Below are 23,689 nucleotides of genomic sequence, written 5' to 3'. Positions count from 1 at the left end.
CACACCGCATCCAACGCCTCCGCGAACACGGGGAAGGCCTCGTACAACTCCCGGCCCATACCCGCCCGTTGAGACCCCTGCCCCGAAAACAGCACCGCCGTCAGCCCTTCCCGGCGCGCCGTCCCCATGAGCACGTCCGCCGTCTCGCCCTCGGTGACGCGGTCGAGCCCGTTCCGCAGTGCCTCCTCGTCGGTGCCGATGACGACGGCCCGGTGTTCCAGGGCGGTGCGGGTGGTGGCGAGGGAGTACGCCACGTCGAGCGGTGAGAGGCCCGCGTCGAGGTGGACGCGCAGCCGTTCCGCCTGGGCCCTGAGCGCGGTCTCGGACTTGGCGGACAGGACCCACGGCAGCACTCCCCCGGGAGCCGTGCCGGCGGGGGGCACGTCTGAGTCGGCGTCGGCGCCCGTGTTGGCGTCGGCGTCGACGTCCGGGGCCTGCTCGACGACGGTGTGCGCATTCGTACCGCTCACCCCGAACGACGACACAGCCGCCCGACGCGGACGGTCCGTGGCGGGCCACGGCATGTTCTCGGTCAGCAGTTCCACGGCCCCCGCCGACCAGTCGACCTGCGTCGAAGGCCGGTCGATGTGCAGGCTCTGCGGCAACACCCCGTGCCGCATCGCCATGACCATCTTGATGACTCCGGCGACGCCCGAAGCCGACTGTGTGTGGCCGATGTTGGATTTCACCGACCCCAGCCGCAGCGGCTCCGCGCCGTCCCGCTCCTGACCGTAGGTGGCGAGCAGCGCCTGTGCCTCGATCGGGTCGCCCAGCGTCGTACCCGTGCCGTGCGCCTCCACCGCGTCCACCTCCGCCGGGGACAGACCGGCGTTGGCGAGGGCCTGGCGGATGACGCGCTGCTGCGAGGGTCCGTTCGGGGCGGTCAGGCCGTTGGACGCGCCGTCCTGGTTGACCGCCGAACCACGGACCACCGCAAGGACCTGGTGCCCGTTGCGGCGCGCGTCCGACAGCCGCTCCACCAGCAGCAGACCCACGCCCTCGCCCCAGCCGGTGCCGTCGGCGGCCTCCGCGAACGGCTTGCAGCGGCCGTCGGAGGCGAGCCCGCGCTGGCGGCTGAACTCCAGGAAGGCCATGGGGCTGATCATCACGGTGACACCGCCTGCGAGCGCCATCGAGCACTCGCCGCCCCGTAGTGCCTGGGTGGCGAGGTGCAGGGCGACGAGCGAGGAGGAGCAGGCCGTGTCGACCGTCACCGCGGGGCCTTCGAGGCCCAGCGTGTAGGAGAGGCGACCGGACATGACGGCGGTGGCATCGCCGGTGACGAGGTAGCCCTCGACCCCTTCCTCGACACCCGCCACCGTGGCGCCCCACCCCTGTGCGGCGGTACCGACGAACACACCGGTCTGGGTGCCGCGTAGTGTCGTCGGGTCGATGCCCGCGCGCTCGAAGAGCTCCCAGGTGGTCTCCAGGAGCATGCGCTGCTGCGGGTCCATGGCCATGGCCTCGCGCGGCGAGATGCCGAAGAACTCGGCGTCGAACTCGGCGGCGTCGTGCACGAATCCGCCCTCGGGCGTGACGGTGGTGCCCGCGCCGAACAGCGTGTCGGCGTCCCAGCCGCGGCCGGTGGGGAACGCGGTCATCGCGTCGGTGCCGGACACCACCAGGTCCCAGAGCTGTTCCGGGGAACGTACGTCGCCCGGGTAGCGGCAGGCCATGCCGACGATGGCGATGGGTTCGTCGGCGGCGTTCGCCGTGGGCGGGGCCGCGGCGGCAGCCGTGGCGTGGCCGGTGACCTCGCGGCGCAGGAACTCCGCGAGCACGGTGGGGCTCGGGTAGTCGAAGACCAGCGTCGCGGGGAGCTTCAGGCCGGTGGCCGTGGCGAGGCGGTTGCGGACCTCCACGGCGGTGAGCGAGTCGAAGCCCATCTCCCGGAAGGCACGGCTCGCCTCCACGGCGTCGGCCGACGCGTATCCCAGTACACCCGCCGCCTGCGTCCGTACCAACTCCAGGACCATACGGGTCTGTTCGGCCTCCGTCAGCCCTGCCAGACGCCCGGCCAGCTCTGACCCACCGGCTCCGGCAGCCGCGGGCCCGGACTGCTCCGCCGCCAGGGTCTTCGCCGCCTCGGGGATGTCGGAAATGAGCGGACGCGGGCGGGCCGCCGTGAAGCCGGGCACGAAACGCGCCCAGTCCACGTCGGCCACCGCCACGAACGTCTCGTCGTGTTCCACCGCCTGCACCAGGGCCGACACGGCGAGGTCGGCGGGCATGATGCCGACACCGCGCCTGCTCAGGTGCTCCTCGGTACCCTCCTGGGCGGCCATGCCGCCGCCACCCCAGGCGCCCCAGGCGACGGAGGTCGCGGTCAGACCGCGCGCCGCGCGGTCCTCGGCCAGCGCGTCGAGGAACGCGTTGGCGGCGCCGTACGCGCCCTGCCCGCCGCCGCCCCACACACCGGCGTTGGACGAGAACAGCACGAACGCGTCCAACTCGGCCTGGCCCAGCAGCTCGTCCAAGTGCCGGGCACCCGACACCTTCGCGTCGGCAATACGCGCGAAGGCCTCCAGGCTGGTGTCCATCAGAGGGTGCAACTGACCGACGCCGGCGGCGTGGACGACCGCGGTCGGCGGATGCTCGGCGAGCAGTGCCGCCACCGCGTCACGATCTGCCACATCACAGGCGGCGACGGTGACCCGGGCCCCGAGCTCGGTGAGCTCCGCCGCCAACTCGGCGGCGCCTGGCGCCTCTTGTCCACGACGGCTCGTCAGTACCAGATGCCCGGCACCGTTCCGCGCCGCCCACCGGGCCACATGCGCACCCAACGCACCCGTACCACCCGTGATCAACACCGTCCCACGGGGCGACCACGAGCGGACAGCCGGCGCATCGCCCAGCGGCGCCCGCACCAGCCGCCGTACGAACACACCCGAGCCGCGTACGGCCAGCTGATCCTCATCCCCGGCGGCCCCTGCCAGCACGCCCAGGAGCCGGGCACCGGCACGCTCGTCCAGCGCCTCAGGCAGATCGACCAACCCACCCCAACGGTCCGGGTGCTCCAGACCGACGACCCGGCCGAAGCCCCACACCTGCGCCTGAGCGGCACTCGCGGGCCGGTCCGAACGCCCCACCGACACCGCGCCCCGCGTCACGAGCCACAACGGGGCGTCGATGTCGGCGTCACCGAGCGCCTGCGTCAGGGTCGCGGTGCCGGCGAGGCCGCGGGACAGGACCGGATACTGCTCGTCCGGGGTGTCGTCGGTACCCAAGAGGCACAGGACGCCGTCGAACCGGGCGTCCGGAGCTTCAGCAAGCAATGTCGTCAGGCGCGCGGCCAGCACGGCACGGTCGGTGTCCATGCCGGTATCGGTGTCGGTGTCCGCGAGTTCGAGGCGGACGACATCCGCGCCGTGCTCCTCCAGAAGCCGCGCCAGACCGAGATCTCCGCAGCCGCCGTAGCCGGACGGAGCAGCCTCCGCGCCGGTGACGACCAGCCAACGACCGGACGGCACGGTCGCAGCGCCGCGCGCGGTGGCCAGGGGCTTCCAGGTCACGGCGTAGCGCCAGTCGTCGACGCGTACCCGGTCCCTCCGGTTGCGACGCCACGACGAAAGCGCAGGCAGTACCGCGTTCAGCGCCTCGTCGTCGAGGCCCAACGTCTCGGCGAGCGCCGTCACGTCCTCGTGTTCGACGGATTCCCAGAACGCCGCGTCCACGGAGTCGGCGGCGGAGGCCGCCGTCTCCTCGGCGGAGACCGCGTCGAGCCAGAACCGCTCGCGCTGGAAGGCGTACGTGGGCAGGTCGACCCGCCGGGCGCCGGGGAAGAACGCGCTCCAGTCGACCGGCAGCCCGCTCGTCCAGCCCTCGGCCAGCGACGCCACGAACCGGTCGAGCCCGCCCTCATCGCGCTTGAGCGAGCCGACGACCACCGCGTCGACGGTCTCCTGGACGCCGACGGTCAGTACCGGGTGCGCCGACGCCTCGATGAAGTACCGGTAGCCCTGCTCAGCCAGCGCCTTCGCGGCCTCCTCGAAACGGACGGTCTGGCGGAGGTTCGTGTACCAGTACTCCGCGTCCAGCCCGGTCGTGTCCAGCCAGTCGGCCGTCACCGTCGAGAAGAACGGCACCTCGGCCGTACGCGGCTCAAGCCCCGCCAGGACACCCAGGAGTTCGGTGTGAAGGGCCTCCACGTGCACGGAGTGGGAGGCGTAGTCCACCGGGATACGCCTGGCCCGGATCTCTTCCGCCTCACAGGCCGCGAGCAGCGCGTCCAGCTCCGTCACATCACCCGAAACCACCACGGACGAAGGCCCGTTGACCGCCGCCACCGACAAGCCGTCGGTAAGCTGCTCCCGCACGTCCTCCACCGGCAGCGCGACCGACACCATGCCGCCCAGACCCGACAGGGCCAGGATCGCCTTCGACCGCAGCGCAACGACCTTGGCCGCGTCCTCGATGGACAGCGCTCCCGCAACGCAGGCCGCGGCGATCTCACCCTGCGAGTGGCCCACCACAGCAGCGGGCTGCACCCCGTACGAACGCCACAGTTCAGCCAAGGAGACCATCACGGCCCAGAGCACCGGCTGGACCACATCCACCCGCTCCAGCGCCTCCGCGTCCCCCAGGACGTCGAACAACGACCAGTCCACGTACGGCGACAAGGCCGCCGCGCACTCGCGCATCCGCTCCGCGAACACCGGTGAGGACTCGATGAGTTCGGCCGCCATGCCCACCCACTGGGACCCCTGTCCCGGGAACACGAACGCCACCTTGCCGCGGGTGGTATAGGCGGTTCCCTCGACGTTCGTACCGGCCGGGAGGCCGTCGGCGAGGGCGGTGAGGCCGGCCATGAGGTCGTCGCCGATGACCACGGCGCGGTGTTCCAGGGCCGCGCGACCGGTGACGAGGGTGTGGCCGACGTCGCGCGGGGCGAGACCGGGGTGGGCCGCGAGGTGGTCGCGCAGGCGGGCGGCCTGGTCGCGCAGTGCGGCAGCCGAGCGGCCGGACACGAGCCAGGGCACGACGGCCGGTGCGGCGGCGAGCGCGGTGTCCTCAGCCCGCTCGATGTCCTCAGCCCGCTCGATGTCCTCGACGGGCTCGGCCGCCGGGGCCTGTTCGAGAAGGGTGTGGGCGTTGGTGCCGCTGATTCCGAACGAGGACACGGCGGCGCGGCGCGGCTGTCCTGTCTCGGGCCACGGCCGGGCCTCGTTGAGCAGCCGGACGGCGCCGGAGGTCCAGTCGATGTGCGTGGAGGGGACGTCGGCGTGGAGGGTCCGGGGCAGGATGCCGTGGCGCATCGCCATGACCATCTTGATGATGCCCGCGACGCCCGCGGCCGCCTGGGTGTGCCCGAGGTTGGACTTGACCGAACCGAGCCAGACCGGCTGTTCCTCCGGGCGGCTGCGGCCGTACGTGGCGAGCAGTGCCTGCGCCTCGATGGGGTCGCCGAGCGGTGTGCCCGTACCGTGCGCCTCGACGGCGTCAACCTCGGCGGCCGAGAGCCCGGCGTTGGCGAGGGCCTGGCGGATGACGCGCTGCTGCGAGGGGCCGTTCGGGGCGGTCAGGCCGTTGGAGGCGCCGTCCTGGTTGATCGCCGAACCACGGACCACCGCAAGGACCTCGTGGCCGTTGCGGCGGGCGTCGGACAGCCGCTCGACGAGGAGCAGGCCGACGCCCTCACCCGCGCCCATGCCATCGGCGGACTCGGCGAACGCCTTGCAGCGGCCGTCGGACGCGAGGCCGCCCTGACGGCCGAACTCACCGAAGATGCCGGGGCTCGCCATCACGGTGACGCCGCCGGCGAGGGCCATGGTGCACTCCTCGCGGCGCAGCGCCTGGACCGCGAGGTGCAGGGCGACCAGGGAGGACGAGCAGGCCGTGTCGACGGTGACCGCCGGCCCCTCCAGACCCAGGGTGTAGGAGACGCGGCCGGAGGCGACGCTGCCCGCGCTGCCGTTGCCGAGGTAGCCGGCGACGTCCTCGAAGCCCTCCGGGACCTTGATCTGACGGGCGCCGTAGTCGTGATACATGACGCCCGCGAAGACGCCGATGCGCTCGCCGCGTACGGACGTGGGGTCGATGCCGGCGCGCTCAAAGGCCTCCCAGGCCGTTTCGAGGAGGAGCCGCTGCTGCGGGTCCATGGCGAGGGCCTCGCGCGGGTTGATGCCGAAGAAGCCCGGGTCGAACTTGTCGGCGTCGTGCAGGAATCCGCCCTGGAGGAGACCCGCGTCCTCGGGGTCGACGGAGTCCAGATCCCAGCCGCGGTTGACGTGGGGCGGTGTCACGGCGTCAGTGCCGTCGGCCACCAGCCGCCAGAGTTCCTCGGGGGTGTCGACGTCGCCGGGGAACCGGCAGCTCATCGCGACGATCGCGATGGGCTCCTGGTCCCTGTCCTCCAGCTCGCGCACCCTGCGGCGAGCGTGACGGAGATCCGTGGTGGCCCGCTTCAGATAGTCGCGGAGCTTATCTCCGTTCCCCATGTGACATCGGCTCCTCATAGCGGTGGGACGGGGCGGGCGTAACGGTGGTGGAGAGGCGGCAGGGCTCAGTCGGAGCCCAGCTCGCTCTCCAGCAGGTCGAACAGTTCTTCGTCGCTGGCCGTGTCGAGGTCGTCGTCGACCTCGGCCGGTGCGTCCCCGCCGGGTCCGAGGGTGGCGTTCCAGCGGGCCACCAGGGCCTGCAGGCGCTCCCCGACGCGGGTCTGTTCGCCGGCGTCGGTGTCGGCGGGTGCCGACGCCACCGAAGCAAGGAGGAACTCCAGCTTGTCAATCTCGGCGAGCAGCGGGGCCGTGCCCGCCGCCCCGCCACCGGGCAGTTCGGCCCGCAGGTGGGCCACGAGGGCTTCCGGGGTGGGGTAGTCGAAGATCAGCGTGGCGGGCAGGCGCAGGCCTGTCGCCGTGTTGAGCCGGTTGCGCAGCTCCACCGCGGTCAGTGAGTCGAAGCCCAGTTCCTTGAAGGCACGGTCGGGTTCGACGGTGCTCGCGGAGAGGTGGCCGAGTACGGACGCCACGTGCGAGAGCACCAGGTCGAGCAGGGCCCCGTCGCGTTCCTCGGCGGAGAGTCCGGCCAGCCGTCGCTCGAGCGACGACGAGTCCTCGACGACGGCAGTGGCGCCCGTCTCGGCGCGGCGCCGCGCGGGTACCCGTACCAGGCCGCGGAACAGGTGCGGCAGGGTGCCCGACGCCGCGAGGGTGCGCAGGGCCGGGAAGTCCACGCCGATGGGGACGACTGCGGCGGCGGATGCCGTGAGGGAGGCGTCGAAGAGGGCGAGGCCCTCGTCGGAGGAGAGGCCGACCACGCCCGAGCGGGCCATCCTGCCGACGTCGACGCTGTCCAGGTCGCTGGTGAGCGTGGAGCGTTCGGCCCAGAAGCCCCATGCGAGCGAGACCACGGTCCTGCCCTCGGCCCGCAGCCGGCCCGCCAGGGCGTCGACCGCGGCGTTGGCGGCGGCGTAGTTGCCCTGGCCCGGCGAGCCGAACACGCCGGAGCTGGAGGAGAACACCACGAACGCCGAGAGGTCGAGTGCGGCGGTCAGTTCGTGAAGGTGGACGACCGCGTCCAGCTTGGGGCGCAGTACGTGCTCGACGCGCTCCAGTGTGAGGGACGGGATGACGCCGTCGTCGACGGTGCCCGAGGTGTGCACGATCGCGGTGAGCGGGTGGGCGGCCGGCACGGCGGCCAGCAGCCGCGCCAGCGCGTCACGGTCGGCGACGTCACACGCGGTGATCGTCACTTCGGCGCCCGCGTCGCGCAGTTCCGCCTCCAGTGCGGCGGCGCCGGGCGCGTCGGCACCGCTGCGGCTCGCGATCAGCAGGTGACGTACGCCGTGCCGGGTGACGAGGTGGCGGGTGACGAGACTGCCGAGGGTGCCCGTGCCGCCGGTGACGAGCACGGTGCCTTCGGGGTCGAAGCCGGGTTCGTCGGTGCCTTCCGCGGCTGTGGCTGTGGTTTCGGTGAGGGAGGCTTGCGTGAGGGCGGCTTGGGTGAGGCGGGGTACGCGTATCTCGCCTTCGTGCAGGGCCAGTTGGGGCTCTCCCGTGGCCAGGGCCGCGGGCAGCAACCGCTGGGAGCGCTCGTCGGCGTCGAGGTCGACGAGGACGAATCGGCCGGGGTTCTCGGACTGGGCCGAGCGGACCAGACCGCTGACGGCGGAGCCGAGCAGGTCGTCGGCGGGCGCGTCGGGGCCGGTGGCGACGGCCTGCCGGGTGACGAGTACGAGCCGCGACGCGGCGAGGGACTCGTCGGCGAGCCACTCCTGCACCAGGGCGAGTCCGTCGGCGACGGCGGCGCGTACCAGGTTCGGCAGTTCGGCCGTCGTCGCCCGCGCGTGGGTGAGGGAGACCAGGACCGTGTCGGGCGCGGGCGCCCCGCCGAGGACGTGGTCACGCAGTGCGGCGAGGTCGGGAAAGACCTCGGGCGTGGCGCCGGCCGCTTTGAGGGTGCGGGTGAGTTCGGTGCCGTCGGCGTCAAGTACCGTCCACCGCTCGCCACCCGGCAGGGCGGGCGCCGTGGCGGGCAGCGGTGTCCATTCCACGCGGAACAGCGCGGCGCCGCCGGCCGAGACCGTGTCCTGCAGCTGCTCGGCGCTGAGCGGGCGGAAGGCGAGTGTGTCGGCACTGGCCACGGGGGTGCCGGTGCCGTCGGCGACGGTGAGGGAGATCGACTCGTGTCCCGTACGGGCGAGGCGTACGCGCAGCACCGAGGCGCCGGTGGCCCGCAAGGTCAGGCCGGTCCAGGCGAACGGCAGCCGTGCGGTGGCGCTGTCGTCCAGGACGCCGCCCAGGGCGGAGGCGTGCAGCGCGGCGTCGAGCAGGGCCGGGTGCAGCCCGTAGCGGGCGGCGTCGGAGCGCACGTCCTCGGGAAGGGCGACCTCGGCGTACACCTCGTCGTCGCGGACCCAGGCGGCGCGCAGGCCCTGGAAGGCCGGGCCGTAGCCATAACCCCCGTCGGCCATCCGCTCGTACAGGTCGGTGACGTCGACGGGCTGCGCGCCGGCGGGCGGCCACGCGGCCAGGTCGGCCGGTGCCGTGGGAGCGGCCTGGGCGAGGACGCCGCCGGCGTGACGCACCCATGGCCGCTCGGACGAGCTGCCGCCGTCGGTGAGGTCGGTCGGGCGGGCGTGCACGGCCAGCGTGCGGCGGCCGGTCTCGTCCGGGGCCTCCACCACGACCTGGAGCTGCACGGCGCCGCGCTCCGGCAGGACCAGCGGTGCTTCGAGGGTGAGCTCCTCGATGAGGTCGCAGCCGACCTGGTCGGCCGCGTGCAGGGCGAGTTCGACGAACGCCGTGCCGGGCAGCAATGTCACGCCGGCCACGGCGTGGTCGGCGAGCCATGGGTGGGTACGGGTGGACAGCAGTGCGGTGAAGAGCAGCCCGTCGCCGCCCGCGATGTCCACTCCGGCACCGAGCAGCGGATGCTCGGCGCCGCTCAGTCCGATGGCGGTGACCGGGTCGAGCGCGGAGTACGGCACGTCCACCCAGTAGCGCTGCCGCTGGAACGGGTACGTCGGCAGGTCGGCGCGCAGCGTGCCGGCTCCGGCGAACACGGTGGTCCAGTCGACGGCGGCGCCTTGCGCGTGCGCCTCGGCGAGCGAGGCCAGGAAGCGCCGCTCCCCTCCTTCGTCGCGCCGCAGGGTACCGACGGCGGCCCCCTGGGCACGTGCGTCGTCGATGGTCTCCTGGACGCCCATGGTCAGCACGGGGTGCGCGGATACCTCGACGAAGACGCCGTAGCCCTGTTCGACGAGAGCGCGTGTGGCTTCTTCGAAGCGGACGGTCCGGCGCAGGTTGGTGTACCAGTACTCGGCGTCCATGACCGTGGTGTCCAGCCAGTCGGCGGTCACCGTGGAGAAGAACGCGACATCCGCGGTACGCGGCTGTAGTCCCGCAAGAACACTGAGGAGTTCGGCGTGGATGGCCTCCACGTGCGCCGAGTGCGAGGCGTAGTCCACGGGGATGCGACGGGCCCGGATCTCCTCGGCCTCGCAGGAGGCGAGGAGGGCGTCGAGCTCGGCGACGTCGCCCGAGACGACCACGGACGAGGGCCCGTTGACCGCCGCCACGGACAGCCCCTCGGACAGCCGCTGCCGCACCTCCTCGACCGGTAGCGCCACCGACACCATGCCGCCCAGACCCGACAGCGCCAGGATCGCCTTCGAACGGAGAGCCACGACGCGGGCCGCGTCGTCGATGGACAGGGCCCCGGCCACGCACGCGGCCGCGATCTCACCCTGCGAATGCCCCACCACGGCAGCCGGCTTGACGCCGTACGAGCTCCAAAGCTCCGCGAGCGACACCATCACCGCCCACAGCACGGGCTGGACGACATCGACGCGCTCCAGCGCCTCCGCGTCCCCCAGGACGTCGAACAGCGACCAGTCCACATACGGCGAAAGAGCCGCCGCACACTCCCGCATCCGCCCCGCGAACACCGGCGAGGACTCGATCAGTTCGGCCGCCATGCCGACCCACTGCGACCCCTGTCCGGGGAACACGAACGCGGTGCGGCGTTCACCGCGGGCGACGCCCTGGATCAGCGCGCCGGTACTGTTCCCCGCGGCGAGCGCGATGAGGGCGTCCGTGAGGGTGGCGTGGCCGTCGGCGAGGACGACCGCACGGTGTTCGAACTGCGTACGGCCGGTGGCGTAGGTGTGGCCGAGGTCGGCGAGGGCGAGGCCGGGGTGCCCGGCGAGGTGGCCGAGCAGTCGCCGTGCCTGGTCCCGCAGGGCTTCCTCGGTGCGGCCGGACAGCGGTACCGGTATGTGGACGGGAAGCGCCGACTGCCCCTCCTCGGCGTCCTGACCGTTGAGGTCGGGCAGTTCGGGCCGGGTGCGCTCGGGCGCCTCTTCCAGGATCAGGTGCACGTTGGTGCCGCTGACGCCGAAGGCGGACACGGCGCCGCGGCGCGGTCGGCCGAGTTCCGGCCACGGGATCGACTCGGTGAGCAGGCTGACGGCGCCCGCCGACCAGTCGACGTGGGTGGAGGGCTCGCTCACGTGCAGGGTCTTGGGGAGCGTGGCGTGCCGCAGGGCGAGCACCATCTTGATGACGCCCGCGACACCCGCGGCGGCCTGCGTGTGGCCGATGTTGGACTTCACCGTGCCCAGCCGCAGCGGCTGCTCGGGGTCGCGGCCCTGGCCGTAGGTGGCGAGCAGGGCCTGCGCCTCGATCGGGTCGCCCAGCGTCGTGCCCGTGCCGTGGGCGTCGACGGCGTCGACGTCGGCGGTGGACAGGCCGGCGGTGGCGAGGGCCTGTCGGATGACGCGCTGCTGCGAGGGACCGCTGGGCGCGGTCAGGCCGTTGGAGGCGCCGTCCTGGTTGATCGCCGAGCCGCGGAGGACGGCGAGGACCTCGTGGCCGTTGCGCTGCGCGTCGGACAGACGCTCCAGCAGGACCATGCCGACGCCCTCGGCCGGGCCGAACCCGTCGGCGTCGTCGGAGAACGCCTTGCAGCGGCCGTCGGCGGAAAGGCCGCGCTGTCGGCTGAACTCGATGAACGCCACGGGCGTCGACATGATGGTGACGCCGCCCGCGAGGGCCATGGTGCACTCGCCGTTGCGCAACGACTGCCAGGCGAGGTGCAGCGCGGTCGCCGACGAGGAGCACGCGGTGTCCACGGTGACCGCCGGTCCCTCCAGGCCCAGTACGTACGAGATGCGGCCGGAGATCACGGCGGCGGCGCTGCCGGTGACCAGGTAGCCGTCGACGGCCTCGTCGGAGCCGTAGATCCGGGAGCCGTAGTCCTGGCTGTTGGAGCCGATGAACACGCCGGTGCGGCTGCCGCGCAGGGTGGCCGGGTCGACGCCGGCGCGTTCCACGGCCTCCCAGGCGGTCTCCAGGAGGAGCCGCTGCTGCGGGTCGGTGGCCATGGCCTCGCGGGGACTGATGCCGAAGAACTCGGCGTCGAAGTGCCCGGCGTTGTCGAGGAAGCCGCCGCCGCGCACATAGCTCTTGCCGGAGGCGTCCGGGTCGGGGTCGTACAGGCTGTCCAGGTCCCAGCCGCGGTCGTCGGGGAACGCGGCCACGGCGTCGCCGCCGGCCGCGATCAGCCGCCAGAGGTCCTCGGGCGAGGCGATGCCGCCCGGGTAGCGGCAGCTCATCGCCACGACCGCGATCGGGTCGTCGTCGGCGGCCGTGCCTGCGGCGGTGGGCTCGGCCACGCCGGCCTGCACGCCGAGGAGTTCGCCGCCCAGGTGCTCGGCGAGCACCTGGGGCGTCGGGTAGTCGAAGACGAGGGTGGCGGAGAGCGCGAGGCCGGTGCGTGCCTTGAGGCGGTTGCGCAGTTCCACGGCGGTGAGCGAGTCGAAGCCCAGCTCGCGGAAGGCCCGTCCCGCCTCCACCGCCGTGGGGTCGGCGTAGCCGAGCACGGCCGCGGCGTTCGTACGGACCAGTTCGACGAGCATCCGTGTCCGGTCGTCCGGTGCGGCGGCTGACAGTTCGCGAACGAGCTCTGACTCCTCGGCCGTGCCGCTGACGGTGCCGGTGCCGCCCTGGGCGGCGGCCTGCGCCTCGGGCAGGGAGCGCAGCAGCGGGCTGGGGCGGGCGGAGACGAAGCCGGGCACGAAGCGCGCCCAGTCGACGTCGGCGACGGACACGGTGGTCTCGTCGAGTTCGACGGCCTGCACGAGTGCGGTCACGGCCAGGTCGGGGTCCATCGTCAGGACGCCGCGGCGGCTCAGGTGTTCCTGGGTGCCTTCGCCCGCGGCCATTCCATCGCCGCCCCACGCGCCCCAGGCGACCGCGGTGGCGGTGCGGCCCGTCGCGCGTCGGCGGTGGGCGAGGGCGTCCAGGTGGGCGTTGCCGGCGGCGTACGCGGCCTGGCCGCCGCCGCCCCAGGTGGCGGAGTTCGACGAGAACAGGACGAACGCGTCGAGGTCGGTGTCGGCGAGGAGTTCGTCGAGGTGCTGGGCGCCCGCGGTCTTCGCGCCGACGACACGGGCGTACTCGGCGGTGTCGATGTCGGTGAGGACCGTCGACTGGCCGACGCCCGCCGTGTGCACGACGGCACTCAGCGGCTGGTCGTCGGGGAGCGAGTCGAGGAGGGCGGTGAGCGCGTCGCGGTCGGCCACGTCGCAGGCCGCGACGGTGACGCGCGCGCCCAGTTCGGTGAGGCGGGCCTCCAGTTCGGCTGCGCCGTCGGCGGCGGGGCCGCGGCGGCTGGTGAGCACCAGGTGCTCGGCGCCGTTCTGAGCGAGCCAGGTGGCGACGTGGCCGCCGAGGGCGCCGGTGCCGCCGGTGACGAGCACGGTGCCGCGGGGCTGCCAGGTCCGGGTGGGCGCGGTGTCACCGAGGGGGGCACGCTGCAGGCGCCTGCCGAACATGCCGGAGGTGCGCAGGGCGACCTGGTCCTCGTCGTCGACCCCCGAGAGTACGGCGGCGAGGCGGTTCCTGGCGCGCTCGTCGGCGGTGGCCGGGAGGTCCACGAGGCCGCCCCAGCGGTCGGGGTGCTCGAGGGCGGCGACCCGGCCGAAGCCCCACACGTGGGCCTGGGCGGTGGCGATGGGCTCTTCGTCGAACGGCAGCGCGACGGCGCCGCGGGTGGCCGCCCACAGCGGGGCGGTGAGCCCGAGCGCGCCGAGTGCGCGGACGAGGTCAAGGGTGGCGGCGGCGCCGCGCGGCACGACGGGGTGGTCGGCGTGGGGGCTCTCGTCCAGCGGCAGCAGGGTGAGCACACCGGCTGCCTCGCGGCCGTCGAGGGCCGCGGAGATCCGCTCGGTGAGCAGGTCAAGGCCCCCTTCGTTCCCGGCGAGTTCGAGCGTGACGACGTCCGCTCCGGCGGCCGTGAGGGCGGCGGGCGCGGCCTGCTGCCAGGTGTGTCCGGCCAGGTCGGCGTGGGTGACGACGAGCCAAGTGCCGGTGAGGGAGGCGACCGCGGGCTCGGTGACGGGCTGCCAGGTGACGCGGTAGCGCCAGGAGTCGACGGTGGACTGGCGGCGGCGGCCCTGACGCCAGGCGGACAGGGCGGGCAGCATCTCGCCGAGGGACTCCTCGCCGACGCGCAACGCACCGGCGACAGCCGTCAGGTCGCCTCGCTCGACGGCGTCCCAGAACTCCTGCTCGCCTTCGTCGGCGTCGCCGGGGGCCTGCCATGCGGCCGCGGGTACGTCGAGCCAGTAGCGCTCGCGCTGGAAGGCGTAGGTGGGCAGGTCGACGCGGGCAGCGCCGGGGAACAGCGGGCGCCAGTCGACGGGCACACCGCGGGTCTCGGCCTCAGCGAGCGCGGTGACGAACCGCCGAATGCCGCCCTGGTCGCGGCGGAGCGTGCCGGTGACGACGGCCTGCGCGTCGAGGTCCTCGACGGTTTCGGCGACCGGCACGGTGAGTACGGGATGTGCGCTGACCTCGATGAATGCCTGGTGTCCGGCGCGTACGAGGGCCCGGACGGCGGAGTCGAAGCGGACGGTCCTGCGCAGGTTGGTGTACCAGTAGCCGGCGTCCATCACCTCGGTGTCGAGGAGGTCGCCGGTCACCGCCGAGTACAGCGGCACCTCGGCGGTGCGCGGACGGATGCCGGCGAGGGTCTCGGCGAGTTCGTCCTCGATGGCTTCGACGTGCGCGGAGTGCGAGGCGTAGTCGACGGGGATGCGGCGGGCCTGCACCCCGTCGGCCTCGCAGACTGCCAGGAGGGTGTCGAGGGCGTCGCCGTCGCCGGAGACGACGACGGAGGTCGGGCCGTTGACGGCGGCGACGGACAGGCCGTCGGTCAGCCGCTGTTCGACCTCGTCGAGCGGCAGCGGTACGGACACCATGCCGCCCAGGCCCGACAGCGCCAGGATCGCCTTGGAGCGGAGAGCCACCACCTTCGCGGCGTCCTCGATGGACAGGGCCCCGGCCACGCAGGCCGCGGCGATCTCGCCCTGGGAGTGGCCCACGACCGCGGCCGGATGCACCCCGTGCGAACGCCACAGTTCCGAGAGGGACACCATCACCGCCCAGAGAACCGGCTGCACCACATCGACGCGCTCCAGCGCCTCCGCGTCCTCCAGGACGTCGAACAGGGACCAGTCGACGTACGAGGACAGAGCGGTGGCGCACTCGCGCATCCGCTCCGCGAACACCGGTGAGGACTCGATGAGTTCGGCGGCCATGCCGACCCACTGCGCCCCCTGGCCCGGGAACACGAAGACGGATCGGTCGGCGCTGCCCTGGGCGGTGTGCTCCACCACGCGGGGGTCGGGGGTGCCCGTGGCGAGGGCGTCGAGGACATCGAGCAGTTCCTCGGGGTCCGCGCCGACCACGACGGCGCGGTGCTCCAGGCGGGCGCGGGTGGTGGCGAGCGAGAGGCCGATGTCGCCGGGCGTGGCGCCGGAGGCGGCGGCGTGGGCGCGCAGGCGGCGCGCCTGGTCGCGCAGTGCCTCGGCCGTCTTGGCGGAGAGCAGCCACGGTACGACGGCCGGTGCGGCCGCGGGCTGCGCCTGCTCCGTCGGTTCGGGTTCGGTCCCGGGCTNGGGCTGCGCCTGCTCCGTCGGTTCGGGTTCGGTCCCGGGCTCCTGCTCGACGATGACGTGGGCGTTGGTGCCGCTCACCCCGAAGGAGGAGATGCCGGCGCGGCGCGGCCGGTCCGCCTCCGGCCACGGGCGGGCCTCGGTGAGCAGTTCGACGGCGCCTTCGGCCCAGTCGACGTGCGGGGTCGGCTCGTCCACGTGCAGTGTCTTGGGCAGCGTGCCGTGGCGCATGGCCATGACCATCTTGATGATGCCCGCCACGCCCGCAGCGGCCTGGGTGTGTCCCATGTTCGACTTGATGGAGCCGAGCCACAGCGGATGGTCGGCGTCGCGGTCCTGGCCGTAGGTGGCGAGCAGGGCCTGCGCCTCGATCGGGTCGCCGAGCGTCGTGCCCGTGCCGTGGGCCTCGACCGCGTCCACGTCCGCGGGGCCGAGCCCGGCGGACGACAACGCCTGGCGGATGACGCGCTGCTGCGAGGGGCCGTTGGGCGCGGTCAGGCCGTTCGAGGCGCCGTCCTGGTTGACGGCGGAGCCACGGACGACCGCGAGAACCTGGTGTCCGTTGCGGCGCGCGTCGGACAGCCGCTCCACCAGCAGCAGGCCGACGCCCTCGCCCCACCCGGTGCCGTCCGCGGCGCCCGCGAAGGACTTGCAGCGGCCGTCGGCGGCCAGCCCGCGCTGGCGGCTGAACTCGACGAACGTGCCGGGCGTCGACATGACGGTGACGCCACCGGCGAGGGCCATGGTGCACTCGCCGTTGCGCAGCGCCTGGACCGCCAGATGCAGAGCGACCAGAGACGACGAGCAGGCCGTGTCGACGGTGACGGCGGGGCCTTCGAGGCCGAAGGTGTAGGAGACCCGGCCGGACGCGACGCTGCCCGCGCTGCCGTTGCCGAGGTAGCCCAGCACCTCGTCGATGCCCTCCCCGGACGCGCCGAACGCGAGGGAGGAGTAGTCGTGGTACATCACACCGGCGAACACACCGGTACGGCTGCCGCGCAGTGACGCGGGGTCGATACCGGCGCGCTCGAACGCCTCCCAGGCCGCTTCGAGGAGGAGCCGCTGCTGCGGGTCCATGGCCTGGGCCTCGCGCGGGCTGATCCCGAAGAACGCCGGGTCGAAGTTGTGGGCGTCGTACACGAACGAACCCGACCGGGTGTACGAGGTGCCGTTGCGGCCCGGCTCCGGGTCGTAGAGACCGTCGAGGTCCCAGCCGCGGTCGCCGGGCAGTTCGGCGACTGTGTCGGTGCCGGATGCGACGAGCCGCCACAGGTCCTCCGGCGAGCTGACGCCGCCCGGGTAGCGGCAGCTCATCGCGACGATGGCGATGGGTTCGTCGGCGGCCGCGGCCGGCTGCGCGACGGTGCCGGGCTGCGGTCCCGTGCCGAGCAGCTCGGTCAGCAGGAAGCCCGACAGGACGGCGGGCGTCGGATAGTCGAAGACCAGGGTGGCGGGCAGGCGCAGGCCCGTGGCAGCGTTCAGCCGGTTGCGCAGCTCCAGCGCGGTCAGGGAGTCGAAGCCGAGGTCGCGGAAGGCGCGGCTGTCGTCGACCGCGTCGGGCCCGGCGTAGCCGAGCACCCCTGCGACGCTCGCCCGAACCAGGGAACGTACCTCGCGCTCCCGGTCGGCGGTGGGCAGTGCGGCCAGGCGCCGTGCCAGCGACGAGGCGCCGTCGACGGCGGTGCCCGCGGTGCGCCGCCCCGGCACCCGTACGAGGTCGCGCAGCACGGTGGGTACGTCGGCCAGGCCGGCCCGGGCCTGTGCGCGCAGCACGGCCAGGTCGAGGCGGACCGGGACGAGTACGGGCCGGTCGGCGGCGATTGCCGCGTCGAACAGCGCGAGACCGTCCTCGGAGGTCAGGGCTGCGGCGCCGGAGCTCTCCCGGCGGGCGAGGTCGGCGTCTTTCAAGTGGTCCGTCATGGCGGAGCGTTCGGCCCACAGACCCCAGGCGAGGGAGGTCGCGGGCAGCCCGAGGGCACGCCGCCGCGCGGCCAGCGCGTCGAGGAAGGCGTTGGCGGCGGCGTAGTTGCCCTGGCCGGCGGCGCCGACGGTGGACGCGGCGGACGAGAAGACGACGAACAGCGACAGATCGGCATCACGCGTCAGCTCGTGCAGGTTGACGGCGGCGTCCACCTTGGGCCGCAGTACGTGGTCGACGCGCTCGGGGGTGAGCGAGGAGACGACGCCGTCGTCGAGGACGCCGGCGGTGTGCACGACGCCGGTCAGGGGGTGCTCGGCGGGCACGGCGGCGAGGAGCGCGGCGAGGTCGTCGCGGTCGGCGACGTCGCAGGCCGCGAGGATCACATCGGCGCCCAACGTGCGTAGTTCCGCAGCGAGTTCGACGGCGCCGGGGGCGGTGTCGCCGCTGCGGCTGGCGAGCAGCAGGTGCCGCACTCCGTACGCGGTGACGAGGTGCCGGGCGAACAGGCGGCCGAGGGTGCCGGTGGCGCCGGTGACGAGCACGGTGCCGGGGATGGTGCCGGGGACGGTCGCAGCGGCGCCGGAGCCGTCCGCCTCGGTTCGGGCAAGGCGGGGGGCCAGGAGGGCGTCACCGCGGAGGGCGAGCTGCGGCTCGCCGGAGGCGACGGCCGCGCGCACCAGTTCGGCGGGCACACTGTCGCCGTCCTCACCGCTGTCACCGTCGGAGTCGAGGTCGAGCAGCACGAACCGGCCCGGGTTCTCGGACTGCGCGGACCGTACGAGGCCCCATACGGGGGCGTGGGCGAGGTTCGGCACCCCGGCGCCGGGCTCGGCGGCCACCGCACCCCGCGTGACCACCACGAGCCGCGCGTCGGCGAACCGTTCGTCGGCCAGCCACGCCTTGACGACCTCCAGGGTGTCGTACGCGGCGGCCCGCACCCCGGCGGGCAGCGCCGTGCCGTCGGCGAGGTCCGGACGCGCGGGGCTCCACAGAACGGTCGCCGGGGCTCGGTCGCCGAGTGCGGCGAGGTCCTCGTACCGGTCGGAGCCGAGGGCGGACCGCAGCCCCAGGTCGTCGGCGCCGAGGACGGCGAGTCCGCCGTCGCCTTCGGCTCCGCCCGACCGCGGCGTGGTGACGGGTCGCCAGCGCAGGTCGAAGAGGGATTCGTGGGCGCGCGCGGGCTGTCCGGCACCGCCGTCGGCGACCGGTCTGAGCACGAGGACGTCGACCGATGCGACGGGGGCACCCTGCTCGTCCGCCACGTGCACGGCTACGCCCCGCGCGCCGGCGGGGGAAAGCCGCACCCGCAGCGCTGTGGCGCCCGTCGCGTACAGCGACACCCCGCTCCAGCTGAAGGGCAGCAGCGCCTGCGCACCGTCCGCTCCGACGTCGAGGAGGCCGAGTCCGACCGGGTGCAGGGCCGCGTCGAGCAGCGCCGGGTGCACACCGAACCGGGCGGCCGGCGCGCGCTGTTCCTCGGGCAGGGTAACCTCGGCGAACACCTCGTCGCCGCGCCGCCAGGCCGCTCGTACGCCCTGGAAGGCCGGCCCGTAGCCGAGACCGATCTCGGCGAGCTGCGGATACAGGGACTCCACGTCGATGGGCGCCGACTCGGGCGGCGGCCATGCGGCGAGGTCGAAGCCCGCCCCGGCCGCACCCCCGCCTTCGACGAGGGCACCACTGCCGTGCCGGGTCCACGGCCGGTCCTCACCCTCTTCATCAGGGCGTGAATACACCGCGAAAGGCCGCCGCCCAGCGTTCTCCTCCGCCGAAACCATGACCTGAACCTGCACACCGCCACGCTCCGGCACCACCAACGGCGCCTCCAGCGTCAGCTCCTCCACCCGGTCACAGCCGACCAGGTCCCCCGCCCGTACCGCCAGCTCCACGAACGCGGTGCCCGGCAGGTACACCGCACCGGACACCACGTGGTCGGCCAGCCACGGGTGGGTCTGCAGCGACAGCCTTCCGGTGAGCACCACACCGTCGGCGTCCGCCAGCGAGACCACGGCACCCAGCAACGGATGGTCCGCTGCCCGCAGCCCCACCGACGCCACATCACCGAGGAACCCGACGGCGGCCGTCGGCCAGAACCGCTCGTGCTGGAAGGCGTAGGTGGGCAGGTCGACGCGGCGCCCGCCGGCCAGCAGCGGCGACCAGTCGACGGGCAGTCCCCGCACCCATCCCTCGGCGAGGGAGGTGACGAACCGGTCGAGGCCGCCCTCGTCACGCCGCAGCGAGCCCAGGACCAGCGCGTCGGTGCCCGTGGCATCCAGGGTCTCCTGCACGCCGACGGTGAGCACCGGGTGGGCGGAGGCCTCGATGAAGTAGCGGTGGCCCTGTTCGGCCAGCGCCTTGGTGGCCTCCTCGAAGCGGACGGTCTGGCGGAGGTTGGTGTACCAGTACTCGGCGTCCATCACCGACGTGTCCAGCCAGTCGGCGGTCACCGTCGAGAAGAACGGCACCTCCGCCGTACGCGGCTCAAGTCCCGCCAGTACATCAAGGAGTTCGGCGTGGATGGCCTCCACATGCGCCGAGTGCGAGGCGTAGTCCACCGGGATCCGCCGGGCCCGCACCTCGTCGGCCTCGCAGGCGGCCAGCAGGGCATCCAGCTCCGCGACATCTCCCGAGACGACCACGGAGGAGGGCCCGTTGACCGCCGCGACGGACAGTTTCTCGGTCAGCCGCTCGCGGACCTCCTCCACGGGCAGGGCGACGGACACCATGCCGCCCAGACCCGACAGCGCCAGGATCGCTTTCGAGCGCAGCGCCACCACCTTGGCGGCGTCCTCGATGGACAGCGCCCCAGCCACACAGGCGGCTGCGATCTCACCCTGCGAATGCCCCATCACAGCCGCGGGCTTGATGCCATGCGACTGCCACAACCCGGCGAGCGAGACCATCACGGCCCACAGCACCGGCTGGACCACGTCCACCCGCTCCAACGCCTCGGCGTCACCGAGCACATCGAACAGCGACCAGTCCACGTGTGCCGACAGGGCGTCGGCACATTCACGCATCCGCTCCGCGAACACCGGCGAGGACTCGATCAGTTCGGCCGCCATGCCGACCCACTGCGAGCCCTGGCCCGGGAAAACGAGTACCACCTTGCCGCGCAGGTCCGCGACGCCCTGTACGACACCGGCGACGGGCTCGCCCTCGGCGAAGGCGGTCACCGTGGACGTCGGGTCGGTGGCGACGACGACGGCACGGTGGTCGAGGGCGGCGCGGGTGGTGACGGTCGAGTAGCCGATGTCGAGCGGGGAGAGGTCCTGGTGGTCACTCAGATGGTCGCGAAGCCGCGCGGCCTGGGCGCGTACGGCGGTGTCGGTCCGGCCCGAGAGGACCCACGGCACCACGGCGGCAGCGTGCGGCGAGGTGGGCTCGGCCGCGGCGTTCGCGTGTGCCTCCTCCCTCCCGCCTTCGTTCACGTCCTTGTTTCCACCCTTGCTCCCGGCCTCGTCCAGTGGCTCGGGAGCGGGCGCCTGCTCCAGGATGGTGTGCGCGTTGGTGCCGCTGACGCCGAACGACGACACGGCGGCGCGGCGCGGCTGTCCCGTCTCGGGCCACGGGCGGGCCTCGGTCAGCAGTTCGACGGCTCCGGCGGACCAGTCGACGTGCGGGGTCGGCTCGTCGACGTGCAGGGTCTTCGGCAGTACGCCGTGCCGCATCGCCATGACCATCTTGATGACACCGGCGACACCGGCCGCGGCCTGCGTGTGCCCGATGTTGGACTTGATGGAGCCGAGCCACACCGGACGGTTCTCGGGGCGGCCCTTGCCGTAGGTGGCGAGCAGGGCCTGCGCCTCGATCGGGTCGCCGAGCGTTGTCCCCGTACCGTGCGCCTCGACCACGTCGATGTCCGCCGGCGCGAGGCCGCCGCTGGTCAGGGCCTGGCGGATGACGCGCCGCTGGGAGGGGCCGTTGGGCGCGGTCAGGCCGTTCGAGGCGCCGTCCTGGTTGACGGCGGAACCACGGACGACCGCCAGGACTGCGTGGCCGTTGCGACGCGCGTCGGACAGCCGCTCCACCAGGAGCAGGCCGACGCCCTCGCCCCAGCCGGTGCCGTCCGCGGCGGCGGCGAACGGCTTGCAGCGGCCGTCGGTTGCCAGCCCGCGCTGACGACTGAACTCGACGAAGAGACCGGGCGCCGACATGACGGTGACACCGCCGGCGAGGGCCATGCCGCACTCGCCGTTGCGCAACGCCTGGACCGCCAGATGCAGGGCCACCAGCGACGACGAGCAGGCCGTGTCCATGGTGACCGCGGGGCCTTCGAGGCCCAGGGTGTAGGAGACGCGACCGGAGAGGACTGCCGCGGCGTTGCCGGTGCTGAGGTAGCCCTCGACTCCCTCGGCGTCGGCGCCGAGCAGGGTGTTGATGTAGTCCTGGCTGTTGATGCCGGCGAAGACGCCGACGGAGCTGCCCTTGAGCGACAGCGGGTCGATGCCCGCGCGCTCGAAGGTCTCCCACGCCACTTCGAGCAGCTGTCGTTGCTGCGGGTCCATGGCGAGGGCCTCGCGCGGCGAGATACCGAAGAGTGCCGGGTCGAAGGCGCTCGCGCCGTCGATGAAGCCGCCGCCTCGCACATAACTGGTGCCGGAGGCGCCCGGGTCGGGGTCGTAGAGATGCTCGAGGTCCCAGCCCCGGTCCTCGGGAAAGTCACCGATCGCGTCGGTGCCTTCGGCGACGAGCCGCCACAGGTCCTCGGGCGACCCGACGCCGCCGGGGAAGCGGCAGCCCATGGCCACGATCGCGATGGGTTCCTGGCTCGCGGCCTCCATGTCGCGCAACTGCCGGCGCGCTTCATGCAGATCGGCGGTCACCCACTTGAGGTAGTCACGAAGTGTCTCCTCGTTCGCCACCTAAAGCCACCTCTCCGGAACCGACAGCATCCGCGCAGCCGTCGACGAGACTTGCCCTGCTGGGGTCTTGGTCGGCGTGGCCGGCGCAGGCCACGCGCAGCCCTGATGCCGCTGGGTACCGATACGCCAGCGGCCGAATGCGCATACGCACGCACCGGTGGTTGCACCAGTAACGGGAAGGGGGATGAATTCCCGTTCCAATTCAGGGCATGACCACGCGATGCTATTTTTCATTGCTGTCACGCTATGAGCGCGGGGGCGGCGGGAACAACCCCTATCCGCCCCTACCGAAACAGCCCGATAACCCCTCTGACCTCTGCTTCTTCCACGCCTGGCCGACCCCTGGGGGGAGCCGGCCAGACCTGGCTAGCGTCCGAGCTCGCGGTGGATGAAGTCGAAGAGTTCGTCGTCGCTGGCGTCGTCGAACTTCGCCGTGCCGCTCCCGCCGTCCTGTTCCGCGTCCGCGCCGGTGAGCCGGGCGGCGAGGACCTGCAGGCGTTCGGCGATCCGGGTCCGGGCGAGGTCGTCGGAGACCCCTCCGACCAGGGCGCCTTCGAGTTGCTCCAGGGCGGCCATGCCCACGGCGGCGGAGTCGCCTGTGCCGTCCGCGCCGTCGGCGAGACCGGCTCCCAGCTCCTCGGCGAGCGCGGCCGGTGTGGGGTGGTCGAAGACCACGCCGGCGGCCAGCGGCAGGCCGGTGGCCGCGGTCAGCTGGTTGCGGATTTCCACCGCGGTCAGCGAATCACAGCCGAGTTCACTGAAGGTACGGGCAGGGTCGACGGCCGCGGAATTCGCATATCCGAGTACGACTGCGGTATGCACGCACACCAATTCCACCAGTGCGCCTGCCCGTTCGCTCTCCGGCAATTGCGCGAGGCGCTGACGAAGCTCGGCGGAGTGTTCTCGCGGGACGCTCTCGTCGGGGATGGGCTGTTCGCGCAGGCGTCGTACCTCCGGTATCCCGTCGAACAACGCGGCACGCCCGCCGGCCCCGAACCGCTCCCAGTCCACATCGGCCACGGCCACGACCGCGTCACCGTGGTCGACCGCCTGCCGCAGAGCCGCCAGCGCGCGCTCGGGCGGCAACGGCGACAGACCGCCCCGCCGCGCCCGCTCCTGGATCTCCCCTGCTGCCATACCGCCACCGGCCCACGGACCCCAGGCCACGGAGGTAGCGGGAAGCCCATGGGCACGCCGATACCCAGCGAGCGCGTCGAGGAAGGTGTTCGCGGCGGCGTAGCTCGCCTGCCCCATCCCGCCGACAACGCCGGCGAAGGAGGAGAACAGCACGAACGCCGACAGATCCATGTCCCGGGTGACCTCGTGCAGCACCCACGCGGCATCCGCCTTCGGCCGCAGCACCGCGGCCACACGCTCCGGCGTCAACGACTCGACCACGCCGTCATCCACCACGCCCGCGGCATGCACCACCGCCGTCAGCGGCACCTCCGCACACGCCTCGGTGAGCAGTGCCTCCACAGCGGCACGGTCCGCCACATCACA

General features: G+C 73.1%; 3 protein-coding genes and 2 pseudogenes. All 5 read right to left on the bottom strand.

The features are described from left to right. Window positions 1-6,437 (bottom strand): type I polyketide synthase (locus FGD71_RS04900; protein ID WP_119099138.1); only part of this gene is annotated, 6,437 nt, incomplete at its 3' end. 326 nt (window positions 6,438-6,763) lie between these two features. After that, window positions 6,764-7,870, bottom strand: a pseudogene (locus FGD71_RS50380) (type I polyketide synthase); the annotation flags it as partial. Between the two features lie 84 nt (window positions 7,871-7,954). Then, window positions 7,955-15,402: pseudogene (locus FGD71_RS48445) on the bottom strand (SDR family NAD(P)-dependent oxidoreductase); the annotation flags it as partial. 1 nt (window position 15,403) lies between these two features. Next, window positions 15,404-22,186 (bottom strand): type I polyketide synthase (locus FGD71_RS48440; RefSeq protein WP_244951197.1); only part of this gene is annotated, 6,783 nt, incomplete at its 3' end. A gap of 366 nt (window positions 22,187-22,552) precedes the next feature. After that, window positions 22,553-23,689: KR domain-containing protein (locus tag FGD71_RS04890; protein WP_140935826.1), on the bottom strand; the 1,137-nt coding region annotated here is incomplete at its 5' end.

The sequence above is a fragment of the Streptomyces sporangiiformans genome, assembly GCF_005768555.2.
Classification (GTDB): Bacteria; Actinomycetota; Actinomycetes; order Streptomycetales; family Streptomycetaceae; genus Streptomyces; species Streptomyces sporangiiformans.
The sequence above is the reverse complement of the archived record's forward strand: the minus strand, read 5'-3'. Positions and strand labels throughout refer to the sequence as shown.